The sequence below is a fragment of the Streptomyces sp. NPDC100445 genome (assembly GCF_044759735.1).
In the GTDB taxonomy this organism is placed as follows: Bacteria; Actinomycetota; Actinomycetes; order Streptomycetales; family Streptomycetaceae; genus Streptomyces.
Genome location: NZ_JBIVZV010000002.1, coordinates 83,477 through 101,204, shown reverse-complemented (window position 1 = coordinate 101,204; position 17,728 = coordinate 83,477). Strand labels below are relative to the sequence as shown.

15 protein-coding genes and 2 tRNA genes are annotated in these 17,728 nt (G+C 71.6%); 6 read left to right on the top strand and 11 right to left on the bottom strand.

Annotated elements, in window-relative coordinates; all coding sequences use genetic code 11:
* The first annotated feature begins 88 nt into the window (after window positions 1–88).
* On the top strand, window positions 89–1,129 hold the full coding sequence (locus ACIQVT_RS05840) for a hypothetical protein (protein ID WP_403748183.1): 1,041 nt from the start codon (window positions 89–91) through the stop codon (window positions 1,127–1,129).
* Window positions 1,130–1,193: 64 nt separating this feature from the next.
* Here ACIQVT_RS05840 and clpX read toward each other — a convergent pair whose 3' ends face one another.
* The 5 genes from clpX to ACIQVT_RS05815 form a co-directional block, all read right to left on the bottom strand.
* Window positions 1,194–2,480, bottom strand: a complete 1,287-nt coding sequence (gene clpX / locus ACIQVT_RS05835) for an ATP-dependent Clp protease ATP-binding subunit ClpX (RefSeq protein WP_121788813.1) — start codon at window positions 2,478–2,480, stop codon at window positions 1,194–1,196.
* 171 nt (window positions 2,481–2,651) lie between these two features.
* Window positions 2,652–3,317: an ATP-dependent Clp protease proteolytic subunit gene (locus tag ACIQVT_RS05830; protein ID WP_403748181.1), complete on the bottom strand. Its 666-nt coding sequence runs from the start codon at window positions 3,315–3,317 to the stop codon at window positions 2,652–2,654.
* A 69-nt stretch (window positions 3,318–3,386) separates the two neighbouring features.
* The gene (locus ACIQVT_RS05825) at window positions 3,387–3,992 is read right to left on the bottom strand and encodes an ATP-dependent Clp protease proteolytic subunit (RefSeq protein ID WP_361996904.1); all 606 of its coding nucleotides are present in this window, start codon (window positions 3,990–3,992) and stop codon (window positions 3,387–3,389) included.
* A 323-nt stretch (window positions 3,993–4,315) separates the two neighbouring features.
* Window positions 4,316–5,722 carry a trigger factor gene (tig, locus tag ACIQVT_RS05820; protein WP_403748179.1) on the bottom strand — a complete coding sequence of 469 codons (1,407 nt, stop codon included), beginning with the start codon at window positions 5,720–5,722 and terminating at the stop codon, window positions 4,316–4,318.
* 181 nt (window positions 5,723–5,903) lie between these two features.
* Window positions 5,904–5,980 (bottom strand) — tRNA-Pro (locus ACIQVT_RS05815).
* 162 nt (window positions 5,981–6,142) lie between these two features.
* On the opposite strand from ACIQVT_RS05815, the gene ACIQVT_RS05810 reads away from it, so the two are divergent.
* Window positions 6,143–6,213: transfer RNA gene (locus ACIQVT_RS05810), tRNA-Gly, on the top strand.
* Window positions 6,214–6,587: 374 nt separating this feature from the next.
* Here the strand turns inward: ACIQVT_RS05810 and ACIQVT_RS05805 are convergent.
* The gene (locus tag ACIQVT_RS05805; RefSeq protein ID WP_361996760.1) at window positions 6,588–6,782 is read right to left on the bottom strand and encodes a hypothetical protein; all 195 of its coding nucleotides are present in this window, start codon (window positions 6,780–6,782) and stop codon (window positions 6,588–6,590) included.
* Window positions 6,783–7,220: 438 nt separating this feature from the next.
* Between ACIQVT_RS05805 and ACIQVT_RS05800 the strand changes: the two genes are divergently transcribed.
* Window positions 7,221–8,408, top strand: a complete 1,188-nt coding sequence (locus ACIQVT_RS05800; RefSeq protein ID WP_403748176.1) for an acyltransferase family protein — start codon at window positions 7,221–7,223, stop codon at window positions 8,406–8,408.
* Window positions 8,409–8,448: 40 nt separating this feature from the next.
* Here the strand turns inward: ACIQVT_RS05800 and ACIQVT_RS05795 are convergent, their stop codons facing one another.
* Window positions 8,449–8,955: an HD domain-containing protein gene (locus ACIQVT_RS05795; protein ID WP_403748173.1), complete on the bottom strand. Its 507-nt coding sequence runs from the start codon at window positions 8,953–8,955 to the stop codon at window positions 8,449–8,451.
* Window positions 8,956–9,003: 48 nt separating this feature from the next.
* Window positions 9,004–10,176 (bottom strand): PP2C family protein-serine/threonine phosphatase, encoded by a 1,173-nt coding sequence (locus ACIQVT_RS05790; protein ID WP_403748171.1) that lies wholly within the window; start codon window positions 10,174–10,176, stop codon window positions 9,004–9,006.
* 151 nt (window positions 10,177–10,327) lie between these two features.
* Here ACIQVT_RS05790 and ACIQVT_RS05785 point away from each other — a divergent pair, with 151 nt between their 5' ends.
* Complete coding sequence (locus tag ACIQVT_RS05785; protein WP_403748169.1) at window positions 10,328–11,569, top strand: GNAT family N-acetyltransferase; 1,242 nt, start codon at window positions 10,328–10,330, stop codon at window positions 11,567–11,569.
* Window positions 11,570–11,571: 2 nt separating this feature from the next.
* Here the strand turns inward: ACIQVT_RS05785 and ACIQVT_RS05780 are convergent, their stop codons facing one another.
* Both ACIQVT_RS05780 and ACIQVT_RS05775 read right to left on the bottom strand, forming a co-directional pair.
* Complete coding sequence (locus ACIQVT_RS05780) at window positions 11,572–12,381, bottom strand: Fpg/Nei family DNA glycosylase (protein ID WP_403748167.1); 810 nt, start codon at window positions 12,379–12,381, stop codon at window positions 11,572–11,574.
* Between the two features lie 53 nt (window positions 12,382–12,434).
* Window positions 12,435–12,923, bottom strand: a complete 489-nt coding sequence (locus ACIQVT_RS05775) for a ribose-5-phosphate isomerase (RefSeq protein ID WP_403748164.1) — start codon at window positions 12,921–12,923, stop codon at window positions 12,435–12,437.
* Window positions 12,924–13,159: 236 nt separating this feature from the next.
* On the opposite strand from ACIQVT_RS05775, the gene ACIQVT_RS05770 reads away from it, so the two are divergent.
* On the top strand, window positions 13,160–14,578 hold the full coding sequence (locus ACIQVT_RS05770) for an amino acid permease (protein ID WP_403748162.1): 1,419 nt from the start codon (window positions 13,160–13,162) through the stop codon (window positions 14,576–14,578).
* A gap of 840 nt (window positions 14,579–15,418) precedes the next feature.
* On the opposite strand, the gene ACIQVT_RS05765 is transcribed toward ACIQVT_RS05770, so the two are convergent.
* On the bottom strand, window positions 15,419–16,000 hold the full coding sequence (locus tag ACIQVT_RS05765; protein WP_403748157.1) for a biotin transporter BioY: 582 nt from the start codon (window positions 15,998–16,000) through the stop codon (window positions 15,419–15,421).
* A gap of 449 nt (window positions 16,001–16,449) precedes the next feature.
* On the opposite strand from ACIQVT_RS05765, the gene ACIQVT_RS05760 reads away from it, so the two are divergent.
* Entirely contained in the window at window positions 16,450–17,649 is a 1,200-nt protein-coding gene (locus tag ACIQVT_RS05760) for an ROK family protein (protein ID WP_403748154.1), read from the top strand.
* The last annotated feature ends 79 nt before the right edge of the window (window positions 17,650–17,728 follow it).

The following is a 17,728-nucleotide window of genomic DNA, read 5'->3' as shown; positions in this document are numbered from 1 at the left end:
CTGTAACGGTGCGGCCCCGGTGCCGTGGGTTTCCCGGGCCTGGGCCAGGATGTCGTGAACACATAAGCTCCTGGAGGGGATCCCAGCAATGAGCAACGACCAGCCGGGCCCGTACGGCCAGCCGCCCCAGCAACCGGGCCCGTACGGCCAGCCGGGGCAGCCTGGGCCGTACGGCCAGCCGGGCCCCTACGGCCAGCAGCCGCAGGCTCCGCAGCCCGGCTACGGCTACCCCCAGCAGGCCCCTCCGGCCCCGCAGCCCGGCTACGGCTACCCCCAGCAGGCCCCTCCGGTCCCGCAGCCCGGCTACGGCTACCCCCAGCAGGCCCCTCCGGTCCCGCAGCCCGGCTACGGCTACCCCCAGCAGGGCGCGCCGGCCCCGCAGCCCGGCGCCTACGGCCAGCAGGCCCCCTACGGCCAGCAGCCGACCTACCCCGTGCCCCAGGTCTCGCAGCAGGGCGGCGGCAAGAAGAAGACGGGCCTGATCGTCGGCGCGGTGGCCGTGGTGGCTGCCGTGGCGGTGGGCGCGTACCTCGTGCTGAGCGGCAGCGGTGGCGGCATAACGGACGACGGCCCGCACAAGCTGACGACCCCGCCGACGGTGCTCAGCGAGTACAAGAAGTCCAAGAGCGAGTCGGACAGCATGACGTCGAGCGACCTCAAGGACGCCGAGACATGGGGCGTGCACGACCCCAAGGACGTCTCCGCCGAGTACGAGTCCGGCGACGCGGACAACCCGCTGAGCAAGAAGCAGATCAAGTTCGGTGGCGTGTACGGCTCGATCGACGACCCCGAGAAGGCCGTCGACGCGATGTTCGCGTACATGAAGAAGGAGAGCACCAAGGACGCCGGGAAGGGCGTCGGTCTGGTGGGCGAGCCGAAGGAGTACAAGCCCGCCTCGGCGAAGGGCGCCGTCCTGAAGTGCCAGCAGATCAAGAGCCAGAACCCCAGCAGCTCCTCGGGCGGCCCCAAGGAGATCACGTTCGGTTTCTGCATCTGGGGCGACAAGAGCACGCTCGGCATGGTCATGCCGATGGACATCGCCACCCTCGCGTCGGGCCGGAGCAGTGACCCCGCGGCCGACGCCGAGCTGACGGCCAAGTTCCGCAGCGAGGTCCGCGTCAAGGCCTGACGCCGCCGCACGACACGCGAAGGGGCCCCGGCCGGTCGGCCGGGGCCCCTTCGCGTGTCGGCGGCTACGCCGTCTTCTGCTCCCCCGGGCCTCGGCCGCGGGCGTCGCGGGGGATGAGGGTCGGGTTGACGTTGGAGAGGACCACGTCGGCGGTGATGACGACGCGGGCGACGTCCTTGCGGGACGGGACCTCGTACATCACGCCCTGGAGGACCTCCTCCATGATGGCGCGCAGGCCGCGGGCGCCGGTCTGGCGGAGGATGGCCTGGTCGGCGATGGCCTCCAGCGCCTCACGCTCGAAGTCCAGCTCGACACCGTCGAGTTCGAAGAGCCGCTGGTACTGCTTGACGAGCGCGTTGCGCGGCTCCACCAGGATCTTCAGCAGCGCCTCGCGGTCCAGGTTGTGCACGCTGGTGATCACCGGGAGGCGGCCGATGAACTCGGGGATCATGCCGAACTTGACCAGGTCCTCCGGCATGATGTCCTCGAAGACGTCCTTGGCCTCCAGCTCGCGCTTGGACAGGATCGTCGCGCCGAAGCCGATGCCCTTGGCGCCGGCCCGGGACTCGATGATCTTCTCCAGACCCGCGAAGGCGCCGCCCACGATGAACAGCACGTTCGTGGTGTCGATCTGGATGAACTCCTGGTGCGGGTGCTTGCGGCCGCCCTGCGGCGGGACGGAGGCCGTGGTGCCCTCCAGGATCTTCAGCAGCGCCTGCTGAACGCCCTCGCCGGAGACGTCGCGGGTGATCGACGGGTTCTCGCTCTTGCGGGCGACCTTGTCGATCTCGTCGATGTAGATGATCCCGGTCTCGGCCTTCTTGACGTCGTAGTCCGCCGCCTGGATCAGCTTCAGCAGGATGTTCTCGACGTCCTCGCCGACGTAGCCCGCCTCGGTCAGCGCCGTCGCGTCGGCGATCGCGAAGGGGACGTTGAGCATGCGCGCCAGGGTCTGGGCGAGGAGGGTCTTGCCGGAACCCGTGGGGCCCAGCAGCAGGATGTTGGACTTCGCCAGCTCGATGGCGTCGTCCCGGCCGCTCCCGCCGCCGTTCTCGCCCGCCTGGACCCGCTTGTAGTGGTTGTACACCGCGACGGAGAGGGCTTTCTTGGCGGCCTCCTGGCCGACCACGTAGCCCTCGAGGAACTCGTAGATCTCGCGGGGCTTGGGCAGTTCCTCCCAGCGCACCTCGCTGGTCTCGGCGAGCTCCTCCTCGATGATCTCGTTACAGAGATCGATGCACTCGTCGCAGATGTACACACCGGGCCCTGCGATGAGCTTCTTGACCTGCTTCTGGCTCTTGCCGCAGAACGAGCACTTGAGCAGATCGCCGCCGTCACCGATGCGTGCCACGGTGTGCTTCCCCTTCGCCTGGGAGACGCCTGGACGCTTACGAGTCCAGCGGCTCCTGGTGCTGCCTTATGTCCGACGGTACCTTGCCGGGCCGGGTGTTCGGGCCCCCCTTGGCAGGGTTCACTTTGACGTGCACCGTGCCAAGAGGGGCTCAGAGTGCCGCGTTCCGCTTCAGCGGACGGCGCTGTTGTTCAGCTTGCGGGTGGAGATGATCTGGTCGACGAGGCCGTACTCCAGCGCCTCGTCGGCCGTGAGGATCTTGTCGCGCTCGATGTCCTCGCGGATCTTCTCGATCGGCCGGCTGGTGTGCTTGGCCAGCATGTCCTCCAGTTGCTCACGCATCCGGGTGAACTCGTTGGCGATGATCTCCAGGTCGGAGAGCTGGCCGCGGCCGGTGGAGCCGGCGGGCTGGTGGATCAGCACGCGGGAGTTCGGCAGCGCCATGCGCTTGCCCGGCGTACCGGCGGCGAGCAGGATGGCCGCGGCGGAGGCCGCCTGGCCCATGCAGACCGTCTGGATGTCCGGCTTCACGAACTGCATCGTGTCGTAGATCGCCGTGAGGGCGGTCATGTCGCCGCCGGGGCTGTTGATGTAGATGGAGATGTCGCGGTCCGGGTCCATCGACTCCAGGCACAGCAGCTGCGCCATGACGTCGTTGGCCGAGGCGTCGTCGATCTGGACGCCCAGGAAGATCACGCGCTCCTCGAAGAGCTTCGCGTACGGGTCGTACTCGCGGATGCCCTGGGAGGTGCGCTCGACGAAGCGCGGAATGACGTAGCGGTTGTCGGGGCGGGGCCCTTCGTACATGCCGCTGGCGGCGCCGGGGAAGTTGCTCATGGGGTGTTCACCGTCCTGATGGCGTTCTGGGGGCTGGGGTAACGGCGGTGCGTGGCGTGGCCGGGCCGGTCAGGCACCGGTGCCGCCGCCTCCCGGAACACCCGAGGCGTGCGTGATGATCTCGTCGATGAGACCGTACTCCTTGGCTTCTTCCGGGGTGAACCAGCGGTCGCGGTCGCCGTCACGGATGATCGCCTCGACCGACTGGCCCGAGTGCCGCGCGGTCAGCTCGGCCATGCGCCTCTTGGTGCGCAGCAGGTACTCGGCCTGGATCTTGATGTCGGAGACCGTACCGCCGAGGCCCGCGGAGCCCTGGTGCATCATGATGTCGGCGTGCGGCAGCGCGAAGCGCTTGCCCGCGGCGCCGCCGGTGAGCAGGAACTGGCCCATCGAGGCCGCCATGCCCATCGCGATCGTGACCACGTCGTTCGGGATGTACTGCATGGTGTCGTAGATCGCCATGCCGGCCGTCACCGAGCCACCGGGGCTGTTGATGTAGAGGTAGACGTCCTTCTCCGGGTCGGCGGCCAGGAGCAGCAGCTGTGCGGTGATCTTGTTGGCGATGTCGTCGTCGACCTGCTGGCCGAGGAAGATGATCCGCTCGCCGAGCAGCCGGTTGTAGACCTGGTCGCCGAGGCCACCACCGAAGGAAGGCTCGCCGGCGGCGGAGGGCATCAGATTCGTCACGTATCCACCTGCTCGTCTTACGACGGCGCCGGGCCGTCTCACGTCGTCCTGCCGGAGGCTTGCGGGGGGGGCTTCAGGAGACTCCCCTGCCCCCGTATTCATGGACCCTAACGCTCAGGTCCCCCCGGGGAATCCCGGAGACGGGGGTGTTCGCCGGGGGCGTAGAGGCTCCACCCCGGCGACCGGTGCGGTTCCCGGGCGTGGCGCGGCCGCCGTCGCGGCGCGGGGCCGGACGGCCGCCCCGGTACGCCGACGGGCCCCGGGGAAGCTCCCCGGGGCCCGTCGTGCGTGTGTCAGAGGCGCCGCGGGACTCAGCCCTCGGTCTTCTCGTCCGACTTCTCGTCCGCCTGCTCCTCGGCGGCGGCCTCGGTGGTACCGGCCTCGGCCGGCGCCTCCTCGGTCTCCTCCTCGTCGTCCAGGTCGACGATCTCGCCGTTGGTGTCCTTCACCGTGGCGGACTCGACCACGACGGCCAGGGCCTTGCCGCGGGCGACCTCACCGACGAGGAGCGGAACCTGGCCGCCCTCGACGACGGCCTGGGCGAACTGGTCGGGGGACATGCCGGAGGAGGCGGCGCGCCGCATGAGGTGCTCGGTGAGCTCCTCCTGGTTGACGTTGAGCTGCTCCTTCTTGACCAGCTCGTCCAGGACGAACTGGGTCTTGATGCCCTTGACCGCGGCCTCGCGGGTCTCGGTCTCGAACTCCTCGGCGGTCTTGCCCTGGATCTCCAGGTACTTGTCGAGGGTCAGGCCCATCTGGCCGAGCTGGTGGTGCTCGAGGTTGTGCTTACGGGTGTTGATCTCGTCCTCGAGGAGCTTCTCGGGGACCGGGACCTCCACCAGCTCCAGCAGCTTCTCCAGGACGCGCTCCTGGGCCTGCGTGGCCTGGTCGAACTGCTTCATGTTCGCGAGGCGCTTGCGGCTGTCGGCCCTCAGCTCCTCGAGGGTGTCGAACTCCGAGGCGAGCTGCGCGAACTCGTCGTCCAGCTCGGGCAGTTCGCGGGCGGCGACCTGGGTGACCTTGACGGTGACCTCGGCCTCCTTGCCCGCGGCGGAGCCGCCCTTCAGCTCGGAGGTGAAGGTGGCCTCGCCACCGGCCTCCAGGCCCTTCACGGCGTCGTCGATACCGTCCAGCAGCTCACCGGAGCCGATGGTGTAGGAAACACCGTCGGCGATGCCGTCCTCGAGGACCTCGCCGTCGACCTTGGCCTCCAGGTCGATGGTGACGACGTCACCCTCCTCGGCGGCGCGCTCGACCGGGGAGGTCGAGGCGAAGCGCTCACGGAGCTGCTCGACCGACTTCTCGACGTCCTCGTCGGTGACCTCGACGGCGTCGACCTCGACCTCGATACCGGAGTAGTCCGGGATCTCCAGGGTCGGGCGGATGTCGACCTCGGCGGTGAAGTTCAGCGTCTCGCCGTCCTTCAGCTCCGTGATGTCGACCTCCGGCTGGCCCAGCGGGTTCAGGTCGGCGCCGTTGACCGCCTCGGTGTAGAACTTGGGCAGCGCGTCGTTGACGGCCTCCTCCAGCACCGCACCACGGCCGAACCGCTGGTCGATCACGCGGGCCGGGATCTTGCCCTTGCGGAAGCCCTTCACCGTGACCTGCTGGTTGATCTTCTTGTACGCCGCGTCGAGGCTGTCCTTGAGCTCCTCGAAGGGCACCTCGACAGTGAGCCGAACCCGGGTCGGGTTCAGGGTCTCCACGGCGCTCTTCACGGTTCGGTCTCCTTGTGGCTGACTTCTTGGTTTCTGCCGGAGCCAGACTGGTCCCGGCGGATCTAGCCGCCCGGAGGAGTTCGTAGGCCGACTGGGCCGGGACACACGGGCGCGCAGCTTGCATAGTAACCGCAGCCGGTCAGCGCCCCCAAAAGGCGGGCATCGCGACGTCATGAGCCATTGGTCGGGGTGGCGGGATTTGAACCCACGGCCTTCCGCTCCCAAAGCGGACGCGCTACCAAGCTGCGCCACACCCCGTCTGGTGCGACACGTAGGGTACATGCCCGGGCCCCGCCGGGCGGCCGCATTCGCCCCGCCCGGACGGCGCGCCACCCCGGGCGCGCAACTCGTTGGCCTCGGCGGCGGACGACCCGCTACGATGCCTCCAGTGCCGGGGTCACCGACCCGCGGCGCGCCACTGCGGGCGTAGCTCAATGGTAGAGCCCTAGTCTTCCAAACTAGCTACGCGGGTTCGATTCCCGTCGCCCGCTCTTCATGACTCAGGGCCAGGTCGGAGGATCACTCCTCGACCTGGCCCTGAGTCGTCGGCCCTGACGGTTCGCGGAGCCGTGCCCGGTCCGCCGCGCGCGGTTCCCCGTTCCTCTCCCCGGCGCGGGAGCCGGCCGGACGCGGTGCGGGGATGATCCGCTCATGCGAATGAAGGAGAGGGCCCGCTGGGTCCTGTGGGGGTTGTGGCTCGCCTGCCTGCTGTTCTGCCTCTGGTTCTTCGCGGAGGTGGTCACGCTCTTCCGGCAGGCGGAGTCCTGGTGACCCGCCGGGGCGGGCGGGCGGTCGGCCCGGGGCGGGGCGGAGGTGGAGCCTCCGCCCGGACCCGAGCGCGCCCGGCCCCCGGGGAGGTCCGGGGTCAGAATCTGATCGAGTTGATCGACTCCGCTATCGAGTGCATGAAGCGGTTGATGGACGGCGCCATGCCGGTCGAGGCGAGGAAGAAGCCGAAGAGGATCGCGACGACGGCGGGGCCGGCCTTGATGTTCCCCCCTCGGATCAGCACCACGAGGATGATCGCCAACAGCAGCACCACGGACAGTGAAATGGCCACAACTGATCCCACCCTCGGTCGGTCGCTCTCCCGGCCCGGAGGTACGGCCACGCACCCCCGCCAGGACCATCGTGCCACCAACCCGGCCTCCTTATGCGGCGAGTGACAGAACGTCGGGCGGCGGACCGGCGCGGGCGACGCGCCGCACGGCAATTCGAGTGCTCCCGGGCACCCGACTCCCGCCGTAATTCGACGACTTCGTTTCCGTGTCCACACATCACATGTACAGGTAATTCGAATTGGGGACGCCGGAGCGTCGTATGCCCCAATTAGTCGGCATGAATCGGGACATCACGGGTGAACAACCGGCATCCACAGGACCGTCAGCACGCGGACGCGGGTGGCACGTTCCGCCAATCAGGGGGTACACGGGGGTGATAACCAGGAATGACCGCGGGCGTTTCACGGAATGCCGCGGACGACGCTAGGGTGCCTGAGATGTTTGAAGCCGCCTCGTCCCACGGCCAGAACCGCAGGCCACTCCCCCCGGCACAGCCGCCGGCGGGCGGAGTGCCCGCCCCGCGTACCCCGGTGAACGCGCGGGAGGTGCGGCCAAGGGCGGACAGAGCGGACAGACCCGGGCGGCAGCGGGACGCGTTCTTCGACAACGCCAAGTACCTGGCCATCGTGCTCGTCGCGATGGGGCACGCCTGGGAGCCGCTGAAGGGCGACAGCCGGATCCTGGAGGCCGTGTACACCGTCGTGTACTCCTTCCACATGCCGGCGTTCATCATCATCTCCGGCTTCTTCTCGCGCGGGTTCGACATGCGCCCCGACCGGCTGAAGCGGCTGGTCACCGGGGTCGTCGTGCCGTACGTGCTGTTCGAGTCGGCGTACCCGCTGTTCAAGAACCTCGTCACCGGCTCGCACGAGGAGATCACCCTCCTCGACCCCTGGTACCTCACCTGGTTCCTGGTCGCCCTGTTCGTCTGGCGGCTGACGACGCCCCTGTGGAAGCTCGTGCGCTGGCCGCTCCCGCTGGCCCTCGGCCTCGCCATGCTGGCCACCGTCTCCCCGGCCATCGGCGACGACCTCGACCTCCAGCGCGTCCTCCAGTTCCTGCCCTACTTCGTGCTCGGCCTGTGCATGCGGCCCGAGCACTTCCACCTGGTGCGCCGCCGCTGGGTGCGGGTCGTCTCGGTGCCGGTGTTCGCGGCGGCGCTGGTGGTCGGCTGGTGGGCGGTGCCGCGGATGAACACCGCCTGGTTCTACCACCGGGACGCCGCGCAGGAACTGGGCGCCCCGTGGTGGTGCGGCCCGGTGATGACGCTCGCGCTGATGGGCTGCTCGCTGCTGCTGACGGCCTGCTTCTTCGCGTGGGTACCGGGCCGGAGGACCTGGTTCACCGCCCTCGGCGCGGGCACCCTCTACGGCTATCTGCTGCACGGCTTCCTGGTGAAGCTCGGGGACTACCGCGGCTGGTTCGAGCAGCCCTGGCTGCACCGCCCGCTCGGTGAGATCGCGGTGACCGTGCTCGCCGGTGCCGTCGTCACGGCGCTGTGCACGCGGCCGGTGCGGCGGGTGTTCCGCTTCGCCATGGAGCCGAAGCTGGAGTGGGCGTTCCGGCAGGACCCGGCGGCGCAGGCCCGCGAGCGGCAGAAGCAACGGGAGACGGTCGGCGTCTGACGCGGCGTGCGCGGGCCGGCATGCCCGGGCCGGCGTCCGCTCACCGCTCCGCTTCCGGCTCCGTCCCGCGTTCCGGTTCCGTCCCGGCACCGGCGTCCGGCCCGGTGTCCGTGCCGAGGAGGGCGCGCATCCGGGCGTACTTGGCGGTGAGCCGCGCGCGGGTCGGTCCGTCGAGGGCCGCGAGGCGGCGGGGGTCGGCGTTGTGCGCCAGGTCGGCCTCCTTGACCAACCGCGCGCCCGGCGTGGCGAGGACACGGCGCGCGTAGGCCTCCGGCGGCTCCCCGGGCCGTCGGGTCAGCGCGCGCACGATGAGCTTGGTCCGCGGGGACAGCGGGGCGTGCGCCAGCCACTCCTCGCTCAGCGCGTCGTCCTCCACGGAGTCGTGCAGCCAGGCCGCCGCGACCTGGTCCGGGTCGCCGCCGCGGGCACGGACGCCCTCGGCGACGGCCGCGAGGTGTTCGGCGTACGGCCGTCCCGCCTTGTCGGTCTGGCCCGCGTGGGCGGCGCGCGCGAGGGCCTCGACCTCGGCCTGCGTGAGCTGGGTCATGGCCCCAGTCTCCCCGAGGGCCCGCGCGAGCCGGTGCGGGGGCGGGGTTCAGCCGCTGCTCGTCGCGGCCTCGTGGCAGATGAGCAGCAACGCCCGGTCGTCGTTGACGTCCTTGGCGACCGCCTCGATGAGGTGCCAGGCGGCGCCGTGGAAACCGCCGGCGACATAGCGGTCGGCCTCGCCGGTGAGCCGGTCGATGCCCTCGACGATGTCCCGGTCGGCGGTCTCCACCAGGCCGTCCGTGAACAGCATCAGCACGTCGCCGGGGCGCAGCGAGCCCTTCACGGGGTCGAACCGGGCGGCGTCGTACACCCCGAGCAGGGGGCCCTCGGCGGTCTTCTCCTCCCAGCGTCCGCTGCCCGCGCTGAGCTGGAGCCCCGGCGGGTGGCCGGCGGAGTACAGCTCGTAGTCCCCGGAGTCCAGGTCGAGGACGAGGTGGATGGAGGTGGCGAAGCCCTCCTCCCAGTCCTGGCGCAGGAGGTAGCCGTTGGCGGCCGGGAGGAAGGCGTGCGGGGGCAGCGAGCCGAGGAGGCCGCCGAAGGCGCCGGACAGCAGCAGGGCGCGCGAACCGGCGTCCATGCCCTTGCCGGACACGTCGGTGAGCACGACCTCCAGGGTCCGGCCGCCGTTGGTGCGGGCCGCGACGACGAAGTCTCCGGAGAACGACTGGCCGCCGGCCGGGCGCAGCGCCATCTCGTGGTGCCAGCCCCGGGGCAGTCCGGGCAGCTTGCTCTGTACGCGGATCCGCTCGCGAAGGTCGAACAGCATGGTGCCGCCGCGCCGCCAGGGCACGCCGACCCGGCTGCGGAACTGGGCGGTCAGCAGCCCGAAGAAGCCGCACGCGGCGACCACCAGGACTATGCCCGGGGTGACCCGGGAGGGTCCTTCGGTGTACGGGCCGAGGCGTACCGACTCCACGATCAGCGCGGTGGCCGCCGCCGCGTACAGGCCGAGCAGGCTGGCCGGGCGCAGCAGCAGGCCGCCCGCGACGATGGGCAGCACCAGGGTGGCCGGGGAGCACCACACCGAGTCGACCAGGGTCACGGCCGCGAGGAGGGGGATGGTCAGCAGCAGTCCGGCGAAGGCGATCCAGTCGGAGCCGTCGCCGCGGAAGTAGTCCACGGCGCTCCGGCGCAGCCCGACGCGGGCCCGGTGCCACTGCATCTTGCACCGGGCCGTGAACGTCTCGGCCTTCGCGCGCCGCGCTCGTCCTGCTGCCATTAGTCCGGGACCCTATCCAGCGGACCGGCCGCTTGGCACGGGAGGTCCCACTTGTCCCCCGTGCGGGGCTCCGCTTCGCCGTCGTGCCGTGTGGTGCCTGCCCGGAGGATATTCGCTGGCCCGGCCCCTGACGCCCTGATAGGCATGGTCCATGGGGAACGAGTACGGGACCGGGCCGAGGGTGTTGCGCGAGGACGAGTGGGACCGGTGGCACGACGCCCTGTACCGGTCCTTCGGCGCCGGGCCGGCGCCGGCCGAGGAGCGGGCACTGGACCGGTCCGTCACCGAGTTCGAGCGCTCGCTCGCCGTCTGGGACGGGGACGCGATCGTCGGTACGGCGGGGGCGTTCAGCTTCCGGATGACCGTGCCGGGCGGCGCCGCGGTGCCGGCGGCCGGGGTGACGATGGTGGGGGTCGCGGCCACCCACCGCCGGCGCGGGGTGCTGACCTCGATGATGCGCCGCCAGCTGGACGACGTGCGGGCGCTGGGCGAGCCGCTGGCGGTGCTGACCGCCTCGGAGCCGGCGATCTACGGCCGGTTCGGGTACGGCGCGGCGACCTTCCGGGTCGGTGCCGAGATCGACACCGCCCGGGTGACCCTGGCCGTGCCGCCCGGCACCGACGAGGTGCGGCTGCGGTACGCCGAACCGGCCGACGTCCTGGACGCCTGCGAGGCCGTGTACGCGGCCCTGGTGCCGCTGCGGCCCGGCATGCTGGTCCGGCAGCCCGGCTGGGAGCGGGCCGGGCTGCTCGACCCGGAGAGCGGGCGCGAGGGCGGGTCGGCGCTGCGGTGCGTGGTCGCCGAACGGGACGGTGCGGTCAGCGGTTACGTCCGCTTCCACACCCGTGGCGGCTGGAGCGAGAGCGGTGCCGACGGCACGGTGCACCTGCGGGCGCTCGCCGCGCTGGACCCGGTGACCGAGGCCGCGCTGTGGCGTTTCCTGTTCGGCATCGACCTGATGACGACGCTGTCGGTGCGGTCCCGGCCGGTGGACGACGCCTGGCGGTTCCTGGTCTCCGACACTCGGCGCTGCAAGCCGCGACTGGGTGACGACGCCTATGTGCGGCTGGTGGACGTGGGGGCGGCCCTGTCGGCGCGCACCTATCTGGCGCCGGTGGACGTGGTGTTGGAGGTGGCGGACGCCTTCTGCCCGTGGAACGCGGGGCGTTGGCGGCTGACCGGCGACGCGAAGGGCGCGTCCTGCGAGCGGACGGCGGACGCGGCGGAACTCTCGCTGTCCGTGCGGGAGCTGGGCGCGGCCTACCTCGGCGGGGTGAGCCTGCTGTCGCTGGCGGCGGCCGGGCGGGTGCGGGAGCTGCGGGCGGGGGCGCTGGCGCGGGCGTCGGTGGCGTTCGGTTCGGCGGTGGCCCCGTGGCTGCCGCACGGTTTCTGACGTCAGCGGCGCTGGCAGCCGGGGCACCAGAAGAGGTTGCGGGCGGCCAGTCCGGCGGTGCGGATCTCCGTGCCGCAGACGTGGCAGGGGCGGGCGGCGCGCCGGTAGACGTACACCTCGCCGCCGTGGTCGTCCACGCGGGGCGGGCGGCCCATCGCCTCGGGGGTGTGCTCCGGGCGGACGGTGTCGATCCGGTTGTTCCGGACGCCTTCGCGCATCAGCGCGGCCAGGTCGGCCCAGAGGGCGTCCCACTCGGCCGGGGTGATGTCCCGGCCGGCCCGGTAGGGGTCGATGCCGTGCCGGAAGAGGACCTCGGCGCGGTAGACGTTGCCGACGCCGGCGACCACCGCCTGGTCCATGAGGAGGGCGGCGATCGTCGTACGGCTGCGGGAGATCCGCCGGTGGGCGGCGGCCGGGTCGGCGTCCTCGCGCAGCGGGTCCGGGCCGAGCCGGGCGTGGACGGCCCGCTTCTCGTCGTCCGTGATCAGGGCGCAGGTGGTGGGGCCGCGCAGGTCGGCGTAGGCACTTTCGTGGGCGAGCCGGAGCCGGACGGTGTCCGCCGGCGGGGACGCGGGGCCGTCACCGAAGCCGACCTTGCCGAAGAGGCCGAGGTGGATGTGGACCCAGTCGGCGTCCCGGAAGCCCAGGAAGAGGTGCTTGCCGTGGGCTTCGGTGGCGGTCAGCGCGGTGCGGTCCAGGAGGGCGGCGGCGTCGGAGAACTTGCCCTGGGGGCTGGTGACCCGGGGGGCCGTGCCCGTGAAGCGGGCGGCGTACTCCCGCGCCAGCCGGTGGATCGTGTGCCCCTCTGGCACGGTCGCCGTTCCTTTCCCTGCCGCGCTCTTCCCCGCTGCTCCCGGGCGGTCGCTCAGTCCTGCCGCGGGTGGTGGGCGGGGATCGGCGGGAGGTCGCCCGTGGTCTCGTACGCCGCCAGCATGTCGATCCGGCGGATGTGGCGCTCGTCGCCGGAGAACGGGGTGGCGAGGAAGACCTCGACGAACCTGGTCGCCTCCTCGGTGCTGTGCATGCGGGCGCCGACGGCCACCACGTTGGCGTCGTTGTGCTGGCGGCCGAGCGTGGCCGTCTCCTCGCTCCAGGCCAGCGCGGCGCGCACGCCCTTCACCTTGTTGGCGGCGATCTGCTCGCCGTTGCCGGAACCGCCGATCACGACGCCGAGGGCGTCCGGGTCGGCCGCCGCCTTCTCCGCGGCGCGCAGACAGAACGGCGGGTAGTCGTCCTGGGCGTCGTAGATGTGGGGCCCGCAGTCGACGGGCTCGTGTCCGGCGGCCTTCAGCCACTCGACGAGGTGGTTCTTGAGTTCGTAGCCCGCATGGTCCGAGCCGAGGTACACGCGCATGCCACGAGTGTGACACGCCCGTTCCGGGGCGGCAGCCCCGGGTGCCGGCGCGTGCACGGCGCGTGGACGATGCGTGGATGGTGCCGGAAAGTGTGAGAGAGACCATAGAACCTCAAGGAAACCTCAGGTAACAATCCGGATTCAGAGGTTCCCGAATTGGTTGGCCTCAGATTCACTGGACCGACTCGTACACCGCTCGTACGGGCAGCTCCACCTGGCGCAAAGGAAATCCGTCCATGACCCCTGGTTCGGGCCTCCAAGCAGGACTCAAGAACCGCCACCTGACGATGATCGCGATCGGTGGTGTCATCGGGGCCGGCCTCTTCGTCGGTTCCAGTTCCGGTATCGCCACCGCGGGACCGGGCATTCTCCTGTCCTATGCCCTCGTCGGCACGCTCGTCGTGCTGGTGATGCGCATGCTCGGCGAAATGTCCGCCGCCAATCCGACCTCCGGCTCGTTCTCCGCGCACGCCGACCGTGCGCTGGGCCGCTGGGCCGGGTTCTCCATCGGCTGGCTGTACTGGTTCTTCTGGGTCGTCGTGCTCGCCGTCGAGGCGACCGCCGGCGCGAAGATCCTCGAAGGGTGGGTGCCGAGTGTCCCGCAATGGGGCTGGGCGCTCATCGTGATGACCGTGCTGACCGCGACCAACCTGGTCTCCGTCGGCTCCTACGGCGAGTTCGAGTTCTGGTTCGCCGGTATCAAGGTCGTGGCGATCGGCGCGTTCATCGTCATCGGTCTGCTCGCCGTGTTCGGCGTGCTGCCGGGCGTCCACGCCGACAAGGCCTCCTTCGGCAACCTCACCTCGCACGGCGGTTTCCTGCCGCACGGGCCCGGAGCCATCCTCACCGGTGTCCTGCTCGTCGTCTTCTCCTTCATGGGCAGCGAGATCGCGACCCTGGCGGCCGGCGAGTCCGAGGACCCGCGGCGGGCGGTCACCAAGTCGACCAACAGCATCATCTGGCGGATCGGCGTCTTCTACCTGGGCTCGATCCTCATCGTGGTCGCGCTGCTGCCGTGGGACGACGCCTCCATCGCCAAGGAGGGCTCCTACGTCGCCGCCCTGAACTCGCTGGGCATCGCGCACGCCGGCGAGATCATGAACGTCATCGTGCTGACCTCGGTGCTGTCCTGCCTCAACTCCGGCCTCTACACCGCCTCCCGGATGGCCTTCTCGCTCGGCGAGCGCGGTGACGCCCCGAAGGCGTTCGCCCGGGTCAACGGGCGGGGCGTGCCGATGACGGCGATCCTCGCGTCGGTCGTGTTCGGCTTCGTCGCGGTCTTCTTCAACTACCTGTCCCCGGACAAGATCTTCCTGTTCCTGGTGAACTCCTCCGGTGCGGTGGCCCTGTTCGTGTGGCTGGTCATCTGCTTCTCGCAGCTGCGGATGCGGAAGATCATCGAGCGGGAGGCACCGGAGAAGCTGATCGTCCGGATGTGGCTGTACCCGTACCTGACCTGGGCGACGGCCACGCTGATCGTGGGCGTCCTCGTCTACATGCTGTTCGACACCGAGCACGACGGGCGCGAGACCGTGCTGCTGTCGCTGCTGGTCGCGGCGGTGGTGCTGGTGATCGCCCTGGTGAAGGAGCGGCTCGCGGCGCGCCGCGGGCCCGCGGCGGCCGAGGCGCCGGTCGACAAGGTCTCCATCGGCTGACCCGTCCCCACGAGCGGCAGGGCCGCACCCCCGGCATCCACCGGGCGGTGCGGCCCTGCGGCGTTCCGCGCCCACCCGACGCCCCCGGTGGCGTCGGCCGGGGGGGGCGCCCGCCGGTGACCTCCGCCGGGGGCAGCGGGGTGTGGCCGGCGCGTGTCGGGCGGGGGCGGCAGCGGGGGCCGGAAGTGGCCGGTCGGCCGGCCGCGGGCGGCAGGGCCGCACCTGCCCGGCTTCCGTCCGGGTGGTGCGGTCCCGGAGTTCGGGGTGAGTCGGCACTCACCGGCCGGCTTCCGGGTGGTGGGCAGGGCGCCTGCGGTCAGAGGCTGGGGCTTCGCCGATCAGGGACAGCGGTACGACCCCGACGGCGGCGGCGTGCTGATCGGCGGCCGTGGCAGCGGCGTGTGCGGCGGGGCAACGTCGGCGCCGGGTCGGGGTGTCGGGCAGGCGACAGGGCCACGTGCCCGGCTCCGTCGGGATGCGGCCCTGTGGGGTCGGTGTTCGCCGGTGGGGTTCCGGGCCGTGGGCGGCGTGCCTCACCGGGCATCGGCGCCTCTGTCTTACGCAGCGGGCTGCGGTTAGCGGCGCGGGGGCCTGGGGCCCGTCAGCGTTCGTCGGTGGGTTCCCGACTGCGGGTACGGCGCTCAATGGGAGGCAGTACCCGGCGACGGCCGGGGCAACGGGCTGCGCGGGCGGGGCAGCGCGGCGCCGGGTCGGGGTGTCGGGCAGGCGACAGGGCCGCGTCCCCGGCATCGTCGGGATGCGGCCCTGTGGGGTCGGCGTTCGCCGGTGGATTCCGGGGCGTGGGCGGGGGCGCCTGCCCGGTCGTGCGGCCGGGTCGGGTCAGTGGTCGGTGGTGAGCTTCCAGGCGGTGGGCAGCGCGCCCATGGCCAGGGCCGCCTTGAGGGCGTCGCCGATCAGGAACGGGGTGAGGCCGGCCGCGATCGCCGCGGAGGCGGACAGGTGGGCCGCCAGGGCCAGGTAGGGCACGCCCACGGCGTAGATGACGGCCTCGCCGAGGATCATCGTGCCCGCCATCCGCAGCGGGGAGCGGTCGGCGCCGCGCCGGGCCAGGGCGCCGACGAGGGCGGAGGCCAACACCATGCCGAGGACGTAGCCGAAGGAGACGAGGCCGGTGCCGGAGCCGCCCTGGGCGAACCACGGCACGCCCGCCAGCCCGGCGACGGCGTACAGGGCGAGGGAGAGGAAGCCGCGGCGGGCGCCGAGCGTGGTGCCCACGAGCAGCGCGGCGAAGGTCTGGCCGGTCACCGGCACCGGGGAGCCGGGCACCGGCACCGACAGCTGGGCCGCGAGGCCCGTGAGCGCGGCACCGCCGAGGACGAGGGCGGCGTCGCGGACGCGGGACGCGGGGAGCAGGTCGGCGAGGACTGCGCCGGGGCGGGCGGTGGCGGTGGCGGTGCTCATGGGGACTCCGCGGAGTGGTGTGGACATGTCGGGACACCGCGACGCTATCCCAGCGCCCGGACGGCGATCACCGTCGGCGCTCGACAAAGGGGGGAACGGCCGCTTGGTGCCCTTCGCACAAAGGAGGCCACCGACACCTCCACGGGCGTGATACCGGTCACTGAGGCAGGGACGTTCCGCTCACTCGCCCCCCGCGTCCGGCGACTGTGGGGAACCACCAAAACGCGCTGAGGCGTCCGTCTCGCTGGTCGGTCGCCGTCTGGGCAGGGCGGAGGCGTTTTTGCTAGCTTCGCGGGCATGGTTGCCCAGGCCCGGTACTTCACCTCGCGTCGCTATGTCGACCTGCGACGCCAGGGCACGGCCACCTGTCGCCGTCCCGGGTAGGGGCGGGCCCCGGCACGCCCCTGTCCTCCGCGACGTGTCGGCCCCGTTCCCGAGGACGGTTCTCCATGCCCCGCAGTGCGGCATCCACCCTTCCCTCCCCCGTTCCGCGTGCCGCCGACAGCGACCGGCGGCGCACCAGCGCCAGCGTCGTGCTGCGCTCCGTCCTGGAGCACGGCCCGGTGGCGCGCAGCACCATCGCCCGGTTGACCGGTCTGTCGCCGGCGTCGGTGACCGAGCACTGTGCCCGGCTCACCGGTCTCGGCCTGATTCGTGAGTCGGACGTGCCCCGCCGCTCGGGCGGGGTCGGCCGGCCGCACGTCCCCGTCGACCTGGACGACGCCGGTTTCCTGGTCGCCGGGGTGCACGTGGCCGTCCCGTACACCACGGTCGCCCTGCTGGACCTGCGCGGCCGGGTGGTGGCCCGGCGCGAGCTGAAGCACGAACGCACCGATCCCGGCCGGGTGCTGGCGCGGGCCGCCGAGGGACTGGGGTCGCTGCTCACCGGGGTGCCGGGCCGGCGCCCGCTGGCGGTCGGGGTGGCGATCGGCGGCTGGGTGGACCGGGAGACGGGCACCGTGGTCGAGCACGAGCTGCTGGGCTGGCGGGACGTGCCGGTGCGGGAGCTGCTCGGCGCCCGCACGGGTCTGCCGGTCCACGTGGACGGCCACGCGCGGGCGTTGGTGAACGGGGAGCGGCTGTTCGGGCGGGCCCGGGGCAGCCGCAGCGTGCTGCACCTGTTCGTGGGCAACGTGGTGGACGCGGCGTTCGCCACCAACGACGAGGTGCACCACGGGCCGCGGTCGGCGGCGGGGGCGATCGGCCACCTGCCGGTGCCGGGCGGCGGCGAGCCGTGCGCTTGCGGCGGCACCGGCTGCCTCCAGGCCGAGCTGAGCGAGCGGACGCTGTGCCGGCGGGCGCGGGCGGCCGGGGTGATCGACTCGGCCAATCCGATGCACGTGGTGGCCGCCGCGCGGGCCGGGGACGCGGTGGCCCGGCGGCTGCTGGTGGAGCGGTCCCGGATGACGGGGCGGGCGGCCGGGCTGCTGCTGGACGTACTGAACCCGGAGACGGTCGTGGTGACCGAGGTCGGGGTCATGTACGTCGAGGGCTGCCTCGACGCGTTGCGGGAGGCGGTGGGCACGGCACGGTCGGCGCACGTCCTGCCGACGAGTTTCCCGGAGCACGTACTGGCGACGGCGGGCGGTTCGGTGGCCCTGGACACTTTGTTCCGGGACCCGTTGGGCGCGTCACCTGAGGCTATTTAATTCAGAAACTCGGAATGTTGACAGGGGCCGTCCATGACCGGGAACATCCTGGTCATGGACCCGCACACGAGCTGTCGCA

Excerpts from the sequence above, each read along its gene's own strand:
- ACIQVT_RS05785 (WP_403748169.1), top strand. The coding sequence starts at position 10,328 with ATGGGGAACGAGTACGGGACCGGGCCGAGGGTGTTGCGCGAGGACGAG.
- ACIQVT_RS05795 (WP_403748173.1), bottom strand. The coding sequence starts at position 8,955 with ATGACCCAGCTCACGCAGGCCGAGGTCGAGGCCCTCGCGCGCGCCGCC.
- ACIQVT_RS05790 (WP_403748171.1), bottom strand. The coding sequence starts at position 10,176 with ATGGCAGCAGGACGAGCGCGGCGCGCGAAGGCCGAGACGTTCACGGCC.
- ACIQVT_RS05825 (WP_361996904.1), bottom strand. The coding sequence starts at position 3,992 with ATGCCCTCCGCCGCCGGCGAGCCTTCCTTCGGTGGTGGCCTCGGCGAC.
- ACIQVT_RS05800 (WP_403748176.1), top strand. The coding sequence starts at position 7,221 with ATGTTTGAAGCCGCCTCGTCCCACGGCCAGAACCGCAGGCCACTCCCC.
- ACIQVT_RS05830 (WP_403748181.1), bottom strand. The coding sequence starts at position 3,317 with ATGAGCAACTTCCCCGGCGCCGCCAGCGGCATGTACGAAGGGCCCCGC.
- ACIQVT_RS05840 (WP_403748183.1), top strand. The coding sequence starts at position 89 with ATGAGCAACGACCAGCCGGGCCCGTACGGCCAGCCGCCCCAGCAACCG.
- ACIQVT_RS05765 (WP_403748157.1), bottom strand. The coding sequence starts at position 16,000 with ATGAGCACCGCCACCGCCACCGCCCGCCCCGGCGCAGTCCTCGCCGAC.
- ACIQVT_RS05770 (WP_403748162.1), top strand. The coding sequence starts at position 13,160 with ATGACCCCTGGTTCGGGCCTCCAAGCAGGACTCAAGAACCGCCACCTG.
- ACIQVT_RS05775 (WP_403748164.1), bottom strand. The coding sequence starts at position 12,923 with ATGCGCGTGTACCTCGGCTCGGACCATGCGGGCTACGAACTCAAGAAC.
- ACIQVT_RS05760 (WP_403748154.1), top strand. The coding sequence starts at position 16,450 with ATGCCCCGCAGTGCGGCATCCACCCTTCCCTCCCCCGTTCCGCGTGCC.